Origin of the sequence: Hyphomonas johnsonii MHS-2 (assembly GCF_000685275.1) — a bacterium.
GTDB classification, from domain to species: Bacteria; Pseudomonadota; Alphaproteobacteria; order Caulobacterales; family Hyphomonadaceae; genus Hyphomonas; species Hyphomonas johnsonii.
In genome coordinates, this window is record NZ_ARYK01000007.1 from 95,328 (window position 1) to 108,382 (window position 13,055).

The 13,055-nt window shown below is 64.3% G+C and carries 16 protein-coding genes; 7 read left to right on the plus strand and 9 right to left on the minus strand.

Annotated elements, in window-relative coordinates:
• Positions 1–49 precede the first annotated feature (49 nt).
• The 3 genes from HJO_RS14015 to HJO_RS14025 are packed head-to-tail and all read right to left on the minus strand — an operon-like array spanning position 50 to position 2,608.
• Complete coding sequence (locus HJO_RS14015; RefSeq protein ID WP_035617974.1) at positions 50–1,318, minus strand: ABC transporter permease; 1,269 nt, start codon at positions 1,316–1,318, stop codon at positions 50–52.
• A complete protein-coding gene (locus HJO_RS14020) occupies positions 1,315–2,010 on the minus strand; it encodes an ABC transporter ATP-binding protein (protein ID WP_035617976.1) in 696 nt (231 codons plus the stop codon). Before HJO_RS14020 ends, HJO_RS14015 begins: the two co-directional genes overlap by 4 nt.
• A gap of 16 nt (positions 2,011–2,026) precedes the next feature.
• Complete coding sequence (locus HJO_RS14025) at positions 2,027–2,608, minus strand: ZrgA family zinc uptake protein (RefSeq protein WP_035617978.1); 582 nt, start codon at positions 2,606–2,608, stop codon at positions 2,027–2,029.
• A gap of 188 nt (positions 2,609–2,796) precedes the next feature.
• Here HJO_RS14025 and HJO_RS14030 point away from each other — a divergent pair, with 188 nt between their 5' ends.
• Genes HJO_RS14030 through HJO_RS14040 form a run of 3 tightly spaced genes read left to right on the plus strand, consistent with a single transcriptional unit; the run spans position 2,797 to position 5,320 of the window.
• Entirely contained in the window at positions 2,797–3,579 is a 783-nt protein-coding gene (locus HJO_RS14030; protein ID WP_051618635.1) for a ZIP family metal transporter, read from the plus strand.
• A complete protein-coding gene (locus HJO_RS14035) occupies positions 3,576–4,394 on the plus strand; it encodes a HupE/UreJ family protein (RefSeq protein ID WP_051618636.1) in 819 nt (272 codons plus the stop codon). The genes HJO_RS14030 and HJO_RS14035 overlap by 4 nt, the downstream gene beginning before the upstream one ends.
• 35 nt (positions 4,395–4,429) lie before the next feature.
• A complete protein-coding gene (locus HJO_RS14040) occupies positions 4,430–5,320 on the plus strand; it encodes a hypothetical protein (protein ID WP_035617980.1) in 891 nt (296 codons plus the stop codon).
• On the opposite strand, the gene HJO_RS14045 is transcribed toward HJO_RS14040, so the two are convergent.
• Entirely contained in the window at positions 5,317–5,778 is a 462-nt protein-coding gene (locus HJO_RS14045; protein ID WP_035617982.1) for an Lrp/AsnC family transcriptional regulator, read from the minus strand. The genes HJO_RS14040 and HJO_RS14045 overlap by 4 nt on opposite strands.
• Before the next feature lie 116 nt (positions 5,779–5,894).
• On the opposite strand from HJO_RS14045, the gene HJO_RS14050 reads away from it, so the two are divergent.
• Entirely contained in the window at positions 5,895–6,962 is a 1,068-nt protein-coding gene (locus HJO_RS14050) for a PLP-dependent cysteine synthase family protein (protein ID WP_084142038.1), read from the plus strand.
• A 16-nt stretch (positions 6,963–6,978) separates the two neighbouring features.
• Here the strand turns inward: HJO_RS14050 and HJO_RS14055 are convergent, their stop codons facing one another.
• On the minus strand, positions 6,979–7,545 hold the full coding sequence (locus HJO_RS14055; protein ID WP_051618637.1) for an HdeD family acid-resistance protein: 567 nt from the start codon (positions 7,543–7,545) through the stop codon (positions 6,979–6,981).
• A 104-nt stretch (positions 7,546–7,649) separates the two neighbouring features.
• Positions 7,650–8,930, minus strand: coding sequence for a polyhydroxyalkanoate depolymerase (locus HJO_RS14060; protein WP_035617984.1), 1,281 nt, complete (start codon positions 8,928–8,930; stop codon positions 7,650–7,652).
• Positions 8,931–9,119: 189 nt separating this feature from the next.
• Here HJO_RS14060 and HJO_RS14065 point away from each other — a divergent pair, with 189 nt between their 5' ends.
• A complete protein-coding gene (locus tag HJO_RS14065; protein WP_035617986.1) occupies positions 9,120–9,503 on the plus strand; it encodes a hypothetical protein in 384 nt (127 codons plus the stop codon).
• On the opposite strand, the gene HJO_RS14070 is transcribed toward HJO_RS14065, so the two are convergent.
• Positions 9,500–9,922 carry a hypothetical protein gene (locus tag HJO_RS14070; protein WP_035617988.1) on the minus strand — a complete coding sequence of 141 codons (423 nt, stop codon included), beginning with the start codon at positions 9,920–9,922 and terminating at the stop codon, positions 9,500–9,502. The genes HJO_RS14065 and HJO_RS14070 overlap by 4 nt on opposite strands.
• Before the next feature lie 70 nt (positions 9,923–9,992).
• Here HJO_RS14070 and HJO_RS14075 point away from each other — a divergent pair, with 70 nt between their 5' ends.
• A complete protein-coding gene (locus HJO_RS14075) occupies positions 9,993–10,172 on the plus strand; it encodes a hypothetical protein (RefSeq protein WP_035618121.1) in 180 nt (59 codons plus the stop codon).
• Between the two features lie 15 nt (positions 10,173–10,187).
• Here HJO_RS14075 and HJO_RS14080 read toward each other — a convergent pair whose 3' ends face one another.
• Both HJO_RS14080 and HJO_RS14085 read right to left on the minus strand, forming a co-directional pair.
• Complete coding sequence (locus tag HJO_RS14080; protein WP_035617990.1) at positions 10,188–10,859, minus strand: DNA-3-methyladenine glycosylase I; 672 nt, start codon at positions 10,857–10,859, stop codon at positions 10,188–10,190.
• 11 nt (positions 10,860–10,870) lie between these two features.
• Positions 10,871–12,004 carry an iron-containing alcohol dehydrogenase gene (locus HJO_RS14085; RefSeq protein WP_035617992.1) on the minus strand — a complete coding sequence of 378 codons (1,134 nt, stop codon included), beginning with the start codon at positions 12,002–12,004 and terminating at the stop codon, positions 10,871–10,873.
• Between the two features lie 297 nt (positions 12,005–12,301).
• Here HJO_RS14085 and HJO_RS14090 point away from each other — a divergent pair, with 297 nt between their 5' ends.
• Positions 12,302–12,982: an OmpW/AlkL family protein gene (locus tag HJO_RS14090; protein ID WP_035617994.1), complete on the plus strand. Its 681-nt coding sequence runs from the start codon at positions 12,302–12,304 to the stop codon at positions 12,980–12,982.
• The last annotated feature ends 73 nt before the right edge of the window (positions 12,983–13,055 follow it).

The window sequence follows — 13,055 nt, forward strand, 5'->3', positions numbered from 1 at the left end:
CTAAGCGGGACGGCGGGCCAGCGCCAACAGGTTTGAGCGGTTCCAAGTGTCACAGCTTCACCGACAGGCCATCCGCCAGCGACCTGCGGAAGGCCGTCCAGGCCGGCACCATGCCGATCAGCAGCGCGGCCAGCGTGACCGCGACCAGTGTGTAGAGGTCTGTCAGGCCCGGCCCAGTCCCGGCGAGCGAGACGCCATAGCGTGCCTCGATCACTGGCCCCGCCACGGCCAGCACGGCGTGGATGACGAGGATACCCGCCAGCGCCCCAAAAAAGCCGACCAGGCCGGCTTCCAGCACCAGCAGGCTGAAAACATGCCCCGGCCGGGCACCGACCGCCCGCAGGATCGACATCTCCCGACGCCGTTCATTGAGGCTGGACAGGATCGAGGTCAGGATCGACACCAGCCCCACCGCGATCACGAACACCGACACCGCCATCAGGGCGCGCTCGGCAAAGGCTGTCACGCTCCACAGCTCGGCCAGCGCCGCGCTCGGGATGATCGCCATCAGCGGCTCGCCCTTGTTGGTATTGATCGCCCGGCGGGTGGTGAGGATCGTGCCCTTCTTTTTCAGGCCGACGAACAGGGCAGTGACCGTCTTCGGCGTCAGGTCGAACCCCCGGATCATCTCTTCGGTAATCGTGTCGGACAGGGGGTTCTTGGCGCCGGTCTCCCAACCGACATGGATGGCCGTTATCGCCTCCAGCGAGACGTGCACCGTGCGATCGACCGGTGTGCCTGTCGGCGCAAGGACGCCGGTTACGCGGAAGGGCCTGTTCTCGTGACCACTGCCGAGATTCGCCTTGCCCAGCCCATGACTGAGCACCAATGGCGAGCCGATCCCGTAACCAAGCTCGCGCGCGACATCGGCGCCGATCACCGCATCGAACAGGTCGTCGAGCCGGTGTCCTTCAGCCAGTTCCAGTGACTGGTTGCGGCCATATTTGTAATAGTCGAAATAGGTATTCTCCGTGCCAAGCACGCGGAACCCGCGATGGCTGTCGCCAAGGGAAATCGGCACTGCCCAGGCGATATCCGGGCGCGCGGCGATTTTCTGATAGGTCGGCCACGACACTTCCGCGGTGGCATTGCCCATCCGGAACACGGAATACAGCAGCAGGTTCACCGTGCCTGTCGGCGCGCCCACGATCAGGTCGGTGCCGGAAATCGTGTTGCCAAAGCCTTCGCGCGCCCCCGTCCGTGCTTTCTCGACGCCCAGGAACAGGGCCACCGACAGTGCCACGGCAACGATTGTCAGGATCACCGATCCCTTGCGATTCAGCAGGCTTTTCCAGGCAAGGGAGAGGATCGCACTCATGCGCTGACCCCGGCCCGGTTGATCTCCGCGAGGTCCACGGCCCGGTCGAACAGGCGGGCCAGGGAAACGTCATGGCTGACGAATAGCAGGGCTGCACCCGTCCGCGCCGTCTCTTCCGACAGCAGTTCGATGAACCGGTCACGCGCATCGGCGTCGACGGCAGAGGTCGGTTCGTCCGCGATGACGATTTCCGGTGCGCCGATCAGCGCCCGGGCGGCGGCCACGCGCTGTTGCTGGCCGACCGACAGGTCCGATACGCGGCGCGCCAGCAGGGCCGGATCAGTCAGGCCAAGGCGTGCCAGCAAGCGCCCGGCCTCTGCCTCCGGATCGCTGCCGACGGCCCGCCGGCGGATGGCGGAGAATTTCAGCGGCAGCGTGACGTTTCCGGTGACAGACAGGTACGGCACCAGGTTGAACATCTGGAAGATGACGCCGAGATGGTCTGCCCGCATCCGGTCGCGCGCCGCGCCGCTGAGGGCGGTCATGTCTTCACCCAGCACACGCACGCTCCCGGCGCTGGCGCCCAGCACCCCCGCAATGATGCCGAGCAGGGTCGACTTGCCCGAGCCCGACGGCCCGCGCAGGAACAAGCGCTCGCCACGGGCCAGATGGAAGGACGGAATGTCCAGCACGGGCGCATGCTTGCCCCAGGCAAAGCGCAGCCCTTCAATCTCGATGGCAGGTACAGTCATTCGCGCAGGCCTGGCTTCAGTTGACGGCAAGTTCGGGATTGGCCGCGGTCAGGACCGATGCTGTCTGCATGTCAGGCCCGATGAATACCGCATCCACTGACTGGAATCCGGGGAATTCACTGAAAACATTTAGCCGCACACCGTCCAGCGCCGCAAGTTTCGCGCAGGCAAATGTCACTGTCAGCGTCAGCGCAGCATGGTCACCATTGGTGCGGGTCTGGATGTCCCGGTCACCTTCCTTGCAGCCTGCCGCGCCGGTGAAAGTGACCAGGTGGTCGCCGATGCCCGTGCTGATCTGCAGGGCGCCTGCATCGGATTCACCAAGCCCGAAATTCGCCAGCGGCGCATCCAGCGTGACCGTCAGCACATCGCCGTCCACGGTGACGGCAAGGTCGCCCGATCCGTGCACATGCGCCTCGTGGATCTCGCCGGTACCGCTGTCAGGGCCTGGCTCGCTGGCGACCGGTGACTCTGCCACGGCGGCGATCGGTGCCGCTGCCTCAGGGGTGGGTGCCGCCGGGCCGCACGCTGTCAGGCCAAGACCGAACAGGGCAACAAGGCCGCTCGACAGCGCGCTTGGGGATATCAGCGTGGTCATGGAATCTCCTGAAGCCAGCGTGTGGAAAATGCAGTAACCGCAAATTATGTCTCGCGATCCCCATAATGAGACTATATAACATTTTTTCACAAGACCCTTCGGTACCAATCGCCGCAGCGTCGCCCCCAGGACCCCAATTCGGCCCCGCAAGGCCTCGCGAGACACGCATCCCCACCATGCTTCAATCCATGCAGGCCCCTCTTTTCTTTGCCTTGATTGCTGCGTTCGTGACCTCGATCGGCCTGATCGCAGTGGCTGCCCGCGGCGACTGGAGCGAGCGCCATTCCGGCCTGTTCGCCCTGGCGGCTGGCGGCATGCTGGTAACGCTCAGCCTTTTGCACATCACGCCGGAGGCCTTCGCGCTCAGTCGGCATGCCCCGGCCCTGATCCTGACCGGGTTCCTGGGCGGGCTGATGCTGAGCTTCCTTGTCCGCGCCGTCTTCCCGGAGGGCGGTGATGCCGGCCAGGCAGCCGCGATCACGCCCGTCATGGCTGTCGCAACGCATGCCTTCATCGACGGCATCATCTATTCGGTAACCTTCGCGGCGAGCTTTTCGTCGGGTGTTTACGCGGCAGCCTCGCTGCTGCTGCACAAGTTTCCGGAGGGCGTGATCGCCTTCGCCATCCTGCGTCGGCACGGCTTTGCCAACCGGCAGGCCTTCCTCCTGGCCTTTTTGGCCGCTGCGGCCACAACGCCGCTCGGCGTCATCGCATCGGCGCCCTTCATGTATGGCCTCGGCCCGGAAACCATCGGCGCGCTGTTCGCGCTGTCGGCGGGCCTGCTTCTCTACGTCGCCACGGGCCCGCTGATGGAGCCCCTGAAGGAAGAAACGCCGATGCGCAGTTTCCTCGCCCTCGGCGCCGGGGTCGGCATCGCCATCCTGATCGCCACCCTTCCCGTACACGGGCCGGAGAAAGGCCACGGCCTCAGCCCGCTCGCTTCGCATGACCTGTTGGACATGGTGCCGTGACAGCGCAGTTTCGCTGCCTGTTGGCTGCCTGCGCGTGCCTCCTTGTCCTGACTGGCCTCGCCGCCGCGCCTGCCCATGCCCACCCGGCCGACGAATTGTGCACCCCGGACGGCGGCATGGATCCCGCGCTCTGCCGCGAACTTGCCCGGCTCGACAGCAAGACGGCCCAGCCCGCAGCGCCGACACCGGCAGCTGAAGAGCCGGAAGACGACTCCGAATTTGATCGTTCCGCCCCCGCCACGGCGGCCTTCTATGTCGGGATCGGATTCCAGCACATCCTGCCGAAAGGTGTGGACCATATCCTGTTCGTGCTGGCCCTGTTCCTGTCCAGCCAGCGGGTGCGCCCGCTGCTGTTCCAGATATCCGCGTTTACCATTGCCCATACCGCCACGCTTGGGCTTGCCGCCTCTGGCGTGATCACGCCGATGCCCTCGCTTGCCGAACCGCTGATCGCGTTGACCATCGCCTGGGCCGCCCTCGAGAACATCATCTTCGCTGACACGCAGGCCTGGCGGCCCTTGCTGGCATTCGGCTTCGGCCTGGTCCACGGCATGGGCTTTGCCGGCGCATTCAGTGATCTCGGCCTGCCGCAGGGCGTCTTCTGGCCGGCCCTGATCGGGTTCAATATCGGCGTTGAATTCGGCCAGTTGGCCGTCATCGGCATGGCAATTGCAGCGGCGGTCTACTTCAAGGGCGTCCTCAGGCAGGCCGGGCAGATGCAGCTCTACCGGCCGCTCCTGGTCTGGCCCGTTTCAGCCACCATCGGGGCCATCGGCCTCTGGTGGGCGATTGAGCGGGCCTTCTTCCAGGGCTGAGAGGTGCGCCCGACAGATTGCCAGGAGCATCCGCCATGTGGATCAAACGACTCGGCCCCAAATTCGCCGCTGCGGCGATCACCGCCGGACTGACGGCACTGCCCGGTCTTGCCGGCCCCGCAAGCGTCGATGCGGCGTGCGGCCTGCGGGACGCGGCGAACTTTCGGGAATCCCTGGTATCGCCCACCGAGGAAGCCAGCCCCGCCTACCTGCTGCGCACGTCAGAGGCGTTCATCGACGCCTGTCCCGACCGGTTTGAAATCCGCGACGCCCATCTCGTTGCCGCCCGGGCCGCGCTCGACGCTGGCGCCGCCCGCAAGGCCGTCGCCCATTACGACGCGGCATTGGCCGGCGGATTTCCGGCCGACCCCCAGACACATCTCGACCATGCCGTCGCCCTGCTCGCCACCGGCAATTCCCGGCGTGCCCGCGACGCCCGCGACGACGCCGTCGCGGAATGGCTGGCGGAACTGGACCAGCGCCAGGCGGTCCGCGTGACGACGGTGCCCGTGCCTGACGGCATGATCTATACCGTTCGCTACAACGCGCCGGACGCCAACCTCGGCATCACGTCGCTCTGGCTCGCCGTGCCCAAGCATGACGGTCTGCCCGCCGCTATCCTGATCCGGCCTGCTGCCAAACGGGCAGCCTGGCGGGCCCTGCGCATGGGCGGCGAACCGACCGACCTGGTGATTGCCGAACAGGTCAATTGCCGCACCTCGCACATGCTGACGGAAGTATCAGCCCGCACCATCCACGCGGCGATCGACGAAGCGGCCCGCAGTGCCCTTGCCGACTACCTCGGCGCCCCTGACGGCCTCCACACGACACCTGACGGTGAACCGCTGGCCGCCTGCCTCGGCCTTGACCGCATGCTGCATGTGCCCGGCCGCACCCGGACCGCCATGCTGCGCGGCCGTAACTAGACCGGCAATTCGGTCGTGTTCTTCAGGCATTCCATCGCGAATGTCGCGCTGACATCGGCAATGTCGACCCGCGAGATCAGCGCCTTGTAGACGCGGTCATAGTCCTGGACGCTGCGCGCCTGCACTTTCAGCAAATAGTCGACCTCGCCCGCCATGCGGTAGAACTCCACGACTTCCGGAATCGTGCGCACGGCGTCCGCAAACCGCTTCAGCCAGGCCGCCGAATGATCGCGGGTGCGGATCGCCACGAAGATCGTCTGGCCGAGACCCAGCTTTTCCGGATCGATCAGCGCGACCCGCCGGGCGATCAGGCCACTCTCCTCCAGCCGCTTAACCCGCCGCCAGCACGTATTGGTCGAGATGCCCGCCCGCTCGGCAAGTGATTCGAGGGATTGTGTGCCGTCTGCCTGCAGGGCGCGCAGCAGGATTCGGTCCGTATCATCAATTTTTTCTTCCATCCCGGAGTGTTATCGAAAATTCTCGCCATATTCCATGAATATATTCGCATGATTGCGATGAAGTTGGATGAAGGGCGTGAGACTCTTCCTGATCTGAATAATTCGAGGTCCTGCCGATGCCTGCTCTTGCTGCCACCCTGCACGAACCCGGCAACGCCATCCGGCCGGCACACGTTCCGCCCGCTCGCCTCAAGGCGCTCGGCGCGCTGATCGGCCGGACACCGCTGCTCTCGATCCGTCTGCGCTACCGCGGAGTCGAGCGGGTCATTCACGCCAAGGCCGAACACTACAACCTCACCGGTTCGATCAAGGACCGCATGGCCCTCTCGATCCTTGCCCGCGCCTATGCCAGCGGCGCCCTGAAGCCCGGCGACCTGATCGTTGAAGCGACCAGCGGCAATGCCGGCATCGCCCTGACGGCGCTGGGGCGTGCCCTCGGCCATCCGGTGCGGATCTACATGCCCGACTGGATGAGCGACGAACGCAAGTGCCTGCTGCGTAGCCTCGGCGCGGAACTCCACCTCGTCAGCCGCGAAGAGGGCGGGTTCATTGGCGCCATCGCCGCGACACGGGCGCTGGCGGCGGATCGCGACGACGTGTTCCTGCCCTGCCAGTTCTCCAATTGCGACAATGCGCTGGGCCATGGCGAAACCACCGGGCCGGAACTCCTGCGCCAGCTGGCCTCGCTCGGCCTGACGCCTGACGCCTTCGTCGCGGGTGTCGGGACAGGCGGTACGGTGATGGGCGTCGGCCGGGCCCTGCGTGCGGCGGTGCCGGGCGTGAAGGTGCATCCGCTGGAGCCGATGGAGTCCCCGACGCTGTCGACCGGACACAAGGTCGGCAGCCACAGGATCCAGGGCATATCCGACGATTTCATCCCGGCCATCGTGGAGTTCACCGAACTGGACGACGTCATCGCGGTCTCTGACGGAGACGCGATCCTGATGGCCCAGGCCCTCGCCAATGAACTTGGTCTCGGCGTCGGTATATCGTCAGGCGCAAATCTCATCGGCGCCCTGATCGCTGCGGAGAAGCTGGGACCGGATGCCTGCGTTGCCACGGTCTTCTGCGACGACAACAAGAAATACCTGTCGACAGCACTGGCCGGGGCCGAGCCGGCGAAAGCGGGTCACCTCAGCCCGGAAATCGAGCTTCTCGACTTCGAGGCGGTCGCCTGCAGCTGACCAGCCGAGTCAGGCCTCAGGCCTGACGCCAATGCCTCAGCCGGATGGCGAGGATGATCATCAGCCCGCCAAAGACGACAGCCCAGAGGGCGATCAGCCAGATCAGCGCCAGTGCACCGGAGCCGGGCGCCGCCAGCAGGACGACACCGAACACGACCGACAACAGGCCGGCCAGGATCAGGAGCCACTCATGCGGGATTTCCCGGCGCACGCGAATGGCCAGCATGATTTCCATCACGCCACGGACAATTGACCACCAGCCAATGATGAAGACCAGGACAATGGCCGTGAGGCCCGGCCAGGCAATGGCGATCACGCCGGCGGCAACGCCCAGAGCACCGCTGAGCAGCAGCAGCCAATAGCGCAACGCACCGCCCCGGAAGGCGGCGATGATCAGGAAAGCGCCGTCCATGATGGCGTAGGCGCCATACACGATCATCAGTGTCAGAAGACTGATTTCCGGCCAGGCAAAGCTCAGGATGCCGAACAGGACTGCCGCAATGCCACGCAGCAACATGGCCCACCATGTGACCGTCAGGAAGCGCTCCGACAGTGTTTCAGGGAAAGCATCAGAAGCCGTCATGGCCTGTCTCCTTCTTCGGGGGAGAGCAAAAGGGGCGCGCTCCACCTGCCTAATATAGGGCATCTGCCCCGCTTGGTCAGGCAGAAATGAACTGGCCCGTTGCCTCAGGCCCGCGCAGCCATTTCAGCCTTCACGTCCAGGTACCGGCTGGTGAACTGCGTGACGCGCGGCACGATTTCGGTACGGAACCGATTGCCGTTGAACACACCATAATGGCCGACGCCGGGCTGGACGTAGTCCGCCTTCATGTCGTCCGGAATATTCGTGCACAAATCATGTGCTGCCTGGGTCTGGCCGATGCCGGAAATATCGTCCTTCTCGCCCTCAACCGTCATCAACGCGATGTCGCGGATGGCAGACGGCTTGACCAGGCGCGTGTCGCGATACTTGTAGATGCCGCGGGCGAGGTGGTGTTCCTGGAACACCCGCTGGATGGTCTGGAGGTAGAATTCTTCCGTCAGGTCGAGCACGGACCGGTATTCGTCGTAGAATTCGCGGTGCTTGTCGGTCTCGTCGCCGTCACCTTCGACAAGGTGGTTGAAGAAATGCCATTGCGCATCGACATGGCGATCCCAGTTCATGTGCATGAACGACGCGAGCTGGACAAAACCCGGATAGACGCGGCGCATGACGCCCGGATAGGGCGCCGGCACGGTGTGGATCATGTTTGCCTCGAACCAGCTGAAAGACTTCTCTTCAGCCAGTTCATTCGGCACGGTCGGGCTGCGGCGCGCGTCGATCGGCGAGCCCATGAATGTCATCGAGGCAGGCCGGGCCGGATCATCATCCTCGGCCATCATCGACAGGGCCGCCAGCACAGGCGGTCCCGGCTGGCAGACACCGAGCACATGCGCACCGCCGCCGATGTGCGTCAGCATATCGCGGATATGGTCGACATAGTCATCCAGGTCGAACCGACCGAGCCAGACCGGCGCCATGCGCGCATCCGACCAGTCGGTGATGTAGACGTCGTGATTGGGCAGGAACGCCTCCACCGTGCCGCGCAGCAGCGTGGCATAATGGCCTGACAGCGGCGCGACGATCAGCATCCGGGGCAGCGGCGGCGAACCGGGCTTGCGCGCAGCGGCGAGCTGGTCGGGATCCTTCTTGAAATGCAGGAGGTTGCACCAGGGCGAGCGCCACGCGACGGTCGGCGTCACATCTACCGGCGCACTGTTGACCCGCACGGTGTCGATCCGCCATTCCGGTTTGCCATAATAGCGCGTCGTGCTCTCGAAGACGTCGGCAAACGCTGCCAGAGACTTCCCGTACTCAGTCTTTCCGATCGGGTTAAGGGGCGACAGGAGGGCGGCCCGTCCGGCCTTTGCCGCAAGGCGCATCGGCGCCATTGCAGCCCGGTTCAGTTCGACGAGGGAGTAAAGCATCGCATTACAAACCTTTCATGCTGCATTGCAACATAAGTGCAGCTTGGCCCGGTAGCAAACGGATTCGCCAGTCAGGCGCTGCAGCAAATCCTGCCAGGAAGTGTTTAATTTCCGTTGAATTTTCATCGCCAGCGCCGCCAGAGGTTAACGCACGCATGCTTTATGGTTCACTCGAGGAGGCAAAAAGCCATGTTCCTGAAATGCGAACCCAACCCCCATCGCGCCGGCCAGATGACCCGCGCCGTGTTCATGGAAAACGTCCCCGGCCAGCGTTTTGCGATTGATGCAGAGGAGCTGCACAAGCGCCCGGAACTGCTGAATGCCTTCGGGCGGAACATGTATGTCCGCTTCCGTGTCCTCGATGCCCTGGCCTATTTCATCTGCCTGCTCGGCTTTCTGGCGACCCTGGCCTTTGTCTGGTGGGCCTTCATTCCAGGCCTGGCAATCTGCGCGCTGATGCTGGCCGTGAACCGCAAGTCCGCCGGCGAAATCGCCCGGCGCGCCGCCAGCCGCTCGGTCGACAATTTCAGGGCCCTGCACGAAATGGGCTGCCTCTGGCTGGTCTACGCCTAGAGCCCGATCAGCCCGAGAATCGCTGCAATTACGGCGATCAGGGTGAACATCAGCGACAGGCTGACAGATACCGCGCGCTGGTCCTTGCGCCGGGTGCGCACGCCTTTCGGATTCTTGCCCACTTTCGGCGCCAGCATCATCCGCGTGGCATAGAAGCCAAACGCTGCCAGAAGCGCCGTCGCACAGGCCACCCAGCTGGTTGCCAGCGCGAACAGCGCGCCTGCCGCCAGCATCATGCAGGCAATCGGGATGGCCGTCTGGTGCAGCAGTTCGCGCACATGCCCGTCGGCCCGGCTGCCATCCAGCTTGTCATAGCTGCAATTGGGCGACGCAATCGTCACCACCCAGGCTGCCCCGATGGCCATGGCACTGGCGGCAACGCCCAGTCCGCCCGCATAGTTCTGGATTTCCTGTACCATGACGGAGTAGATGCAGGGATTCGCGCCGGTTCAGGAAGCAAATTCGTCCCGGCCCGATACTGGAGGCACCATGCGCGCAATTCTCATCCGCGGCTTGATCGTCGCTGTGACCGTCGGGTCCATCCTGACCCTTATCAACCAGTTCGAGCGCGTGATCGCCTTCGAACCGCTGAACTGGTGGAAAATGGGGCTCAGCTTCGTCGTGCCGTTCTGCGTGTCGGTATTCAGCGCCCTGGCCGTCAAACCGTAACCCCGGCGCGGCGCCTCATCCGGTACTCAGCGCCAGCAGCCGGCTGATCGTCGCGCGCGGCAGGCCCGACTGGTCATGCCAGCGGTTCACTGCGGCCTGGACTTTCGCCTGATCGCCCTTGCTGGTTGCGACCGGCGTGTCGAGCACACCTTCACGCACCAGTGCCGTGCGCATGTCCGTCGACGTGATCCACGCATCCCAGCCGCAAAACCGCAGGAAATACTGCGCCGTCGCGCCGCCGAGCCGCGAGCCCTTCTTGTGCAGGAACGCCATCAGGCCGGTCTGGTCATCGGCCGGCCAGGCGGCGAGGAACGTGCCGAACCCGCCTTCGGCCTGCTCGATCTCTGCCACCATCCGTGCATTCTCGAGCGTCGCCCTGATCTTCTGGCCATTGCGCACGATCCGCGCGTCGGAGACCAGGTCGCCCATCATCTCGTCGCCGAAAAAGGCCAGCCTGGCCGGATCAAACCCCTCGAACGCCGCTTCGAAGCCGTCCCACTTGGCGTCGATGACCTTCCAGTTGAACCCGGCATTGAACACGCAGCGCGCCATTGTCGACAGCAGCCGGTCGGCGGGAACCTTCGACAGGTCCTCCACGGCGTGAGGATTTGCAGCGCGTTCAAGCACGGCGGCGCGTCCGCCATGGTGGCCGGCAGCGCGCTCAATCACCTCGTCGAACGCACCCATGCCGATGGCTCCTATCCCAGCGCGATTTCGTAGACGCGGGCATAATCATCGGCCCCCATCGTGCGCGGGTTGCCGAAATGCGCGAGGTCCTTCTGGGCGAAGTCGACAATGCCCGGGCCATCTGCCGCCGTCAGGCCGATGTCCGACAGGGTTTTCGGAATGCCGATGGCATCATTCAGGTCCTGGATCGCATCGCCAAGGTCCGCCTTGGGCTTCAGGCCCATCGCCGTCCTCAGGCGCGCGTATTTCTCGTCAGCCGATCCTTCGTGGAACCGCAGGATGTGCGGCAGGAAGATCGCGTTCAGCGTGCCGTGGTGCAGCTTCTTCTCGTGCAGGCGGCCCGCCGCATGGCTGAGCGCATGCACGCCGCCGAGGCCCTTCACGAAGGCCAGCGCGCCCTCATAGCTCGCCATCATCATGTTCCAGCGCGCCTCTGTGTCGTTACCGTCCTTGACCGCGCGCTTCAGCCAGTCGCCACCCAGCGCCCGCGTCACGCCGTCATAGCCGATGCCCTCGGCCGGCGGATTGACCGTCGGCGTCAGCACCGCCTCGATGCAATGGGTCACCGCGTCCATGCCGGTCGCCGCCGTCAGGAAGGCCGGCAGGCCGATCGTCAGGTCCGGGTCGCAGATTGCCGTCGACGGGATCAGGAAGGGCGAGGCGAAGGTTTCCTTGCGGCCATTCTCCATCGTCGTGATCATGCCGATCGACACTTCAGAGCCGGTTCCGGCCGTGGTCGGGATGGCAATCAGCGGCGGGATCTTGTGAATCTTCTTCGCACCGCCGATCAGCGCGGCATAGGTTTCCAGCGGTTCATCATGCGAGGCCATCAGGCCGATCGCCTTGGCATGGTCCATTGAAGACCCGCCGCCGAGCGCGATGATGCCGTCTGCGCCACTGTCCTTGTAGGCCTGCGTCGCAATCTTGGCCTGTTTTTCCGTCGGATTGGCGACCGTCTCGGCGAAGATACCCGCCGGCGTGCTGCCCAGCGCCGCAATCACCTTGTCAAGAATGCCCACGGCCTTGATGCCGGGATCTGTCACGATGAAGGCCCGCGTGATGCCGAGCTTCTTTGCCGTGACTTCCAGTTGCTTCAGCGCGCCGGAGTCAAAGATGCAGGGCGTAAGGAAATTGATGACGGGCATAAGCGATATCCTGTGATGGCCGTTTCCGGCGTGGGTCTGGCGGGCATGTTCATCGCTCGCGCCGACAAGTTCAAGCCTGCCGCTAGGGGAAAGGCCCTGTCATCACGCCGCACCGGCCGGCGGATCAGGCGCAATTCATCACTGTCCTGCCTACCCGCATCCGACACAATCGGGACTTTTACCTAGAAGCGCGCACATGCCGCGCGGCGTGAAACCGCGCGTCAAAACGGGCAATTACCCCTTCAAAATCAATGGCCTACATCGCCCGCATTGGATCACAATGCGGGGTACAGACCAATGAAAAGACTAGTCATCACAACTCTCATGGCAAGCGCAGCATGGACCGGCGTCAGCGCCGCAGCCCACGCCCAAGACAGCCCGTGGATGCTGCGGGCCCGCGTGCTCGGTGTCCTGCCTGACGAGGCAGGGACATTGAAGGCCGGCGGTGCGACCTTGCCCGGTGACGTCGATATTTCCGACCAATACGTGCCGGAATTCGACATCACCTATTTCTTCAACAAGCATGTTGCGGCCGAGCTCATCCTCGCCGTCACGCCGCACGACGTGAAGGCCGTCAACGTCACCGTGCCCGGCGCGCTGACCGACGCGACGGTAGACCTTGGCGATGTCTGGCTGCTGCCACCCACCCTGACGGTGCAGTATCACTTCACCGAAATGGGCCAGTTCAAGCCCTATGTCGGTGCAGGCGTGAACGCGACCTTCTTCTTCGACGAGGACGAAGGCCCGGTTGCCGACGGCATCTCCTATGATTCCAGCTTCGGACCGGCCCTGCAGGCCGGCTTCGACTATGACCTTGATGGCGAGCCTGGTGGCTGGGCTTTCAACGCAGACATCAAGAAAATCTGGATCAACACAGACGTCAAAGTCGACTTCACCACGGCGCTCGGCACCGATGTGAAGGCTGATGTCGATATCGACCCGCTCGTTGTCGGGGTCGGCTTCGGCTACAGGTTCTGACAACCCGGCGACCGGCCTGCCTCCCGATGGGCCGGACCCGCCAACTCAAACCGCGCCCTAACCGGCGCGGTTT

What these genes read in the sequence shown, in the direction of transcription:
- HJO_RS14060 (WP_035617984.1), bottom strand. Translation starts at nt 8,930, where the DNA reads ATGCTTTACTCCCTCGTCGAACTGAACCGGGCTGCAATGGCGCCGATG.
- HJO_RS14055 (WP_051618637.1), bottom strand. Translation starts at nt 7,545, where the DNA reads ATGACGGCTTCTGATGCTTTCCCTGAAACACTGTCGGAGCGCTTCCTG.
- HJO_RS14065 (WP_035617986.1), top strand. Translation starts at nt 9,120, where the DNA reads ATGTTCCTGAAATGCGAACCCAACCCCCATCGCGCCGGCCAGATGACC.
- HJO_RS14015 (WP_035617974.1), bottom strand. Translation starts at nt 1,318, where the DNA reads ATGAGTGCGATCCTCTCCCTTGCCTGGAAAAGCCTGCTGAATCGCAAG.
- HJO_RS14020 (WP_035617976.1), bottom strand. Translation starts at nt 2,010, where the DNA reads ATGACTGTACCTGCCATCGAGATTGAAGGGCTGCGCTTTGCCTGGGGC.
- HJO_RS14085 (WP_035617992.1), bottom strand. Translation starts at nt 12,004, where the DNA reads ATGCCCGTCATCAATTTCCTTACGCCCTGCATCTTTGACTCCGGCGCG.
- HJO_RS14050 (WP_084142038.1), top strand. Translation starts at nt 5,895, where the DNA reads ATGCCTGCTCTTGCTGCCACCCTGCACGAACCCGGCAACGCCATCCGG.
- HJO_RS14030 (WP_051618635.1), top strand. Translation starts at nt 2,797, where the DNA reads ATGCAGGCCCCTCTTTTCTTTGCCTTGATTGCTGCGTTCGTGACCTCG.
- HJO_RS14045 (WP_035617982.1), bottom strand. Translation starts at nt 5,778, where the DNA reads ATGGAAGAAAAAATTGATGATACGGACCGAATCCTGCTGCGCGCCCTG.
- HJO_RS14090 (WP_035617994.1), top strand. Translation starts at nt 12,302, where the DNA reads ATGAAAAGACTAGTCATCACAACTCTCATGGCAAGCGCAGCATGGACC.
- HJO_RS14075 (WP_035618121.1), top strand. Translation starts at nt 9,993, where the DNA reads ATGCGCGCAATTCTCATCCGCGGCTTGATCGTCGCTGTGACCGTCGGG.
- HJO_RS14080 (WP_035617990.1), bottom strand. Translation starts at nt 10,859, where the DNA reads ATGGGTGCGTTCGACGAGGTGATTGAGCGCGCTGCCGGCCACCATGGC.
- HJO_RS14025 (WP_035617978.1), bottom strand. Translation starts at nt 2,608, where the DNA reads ATGACCACGCTGATATCCCCAAGCGCGCTGTCGAGCGGCCTTGTTGCC.
- HJO_RS14070 (WP_035617988.1), bottom strand. Translation starts at nt 9,922, where the DNA reads ATGGTACAGGAAATCCAGAACTATGCGGGCGGACTGGGCGTTGCCGCC.
- HJO_RS14040 (WP_035617980.1), top strand. Translation starts at nt 4,430, where the DNA reads ATGTGGATCAAACGACTCGGCCCCAAATTCGCCGCTGCGGCGATCACC.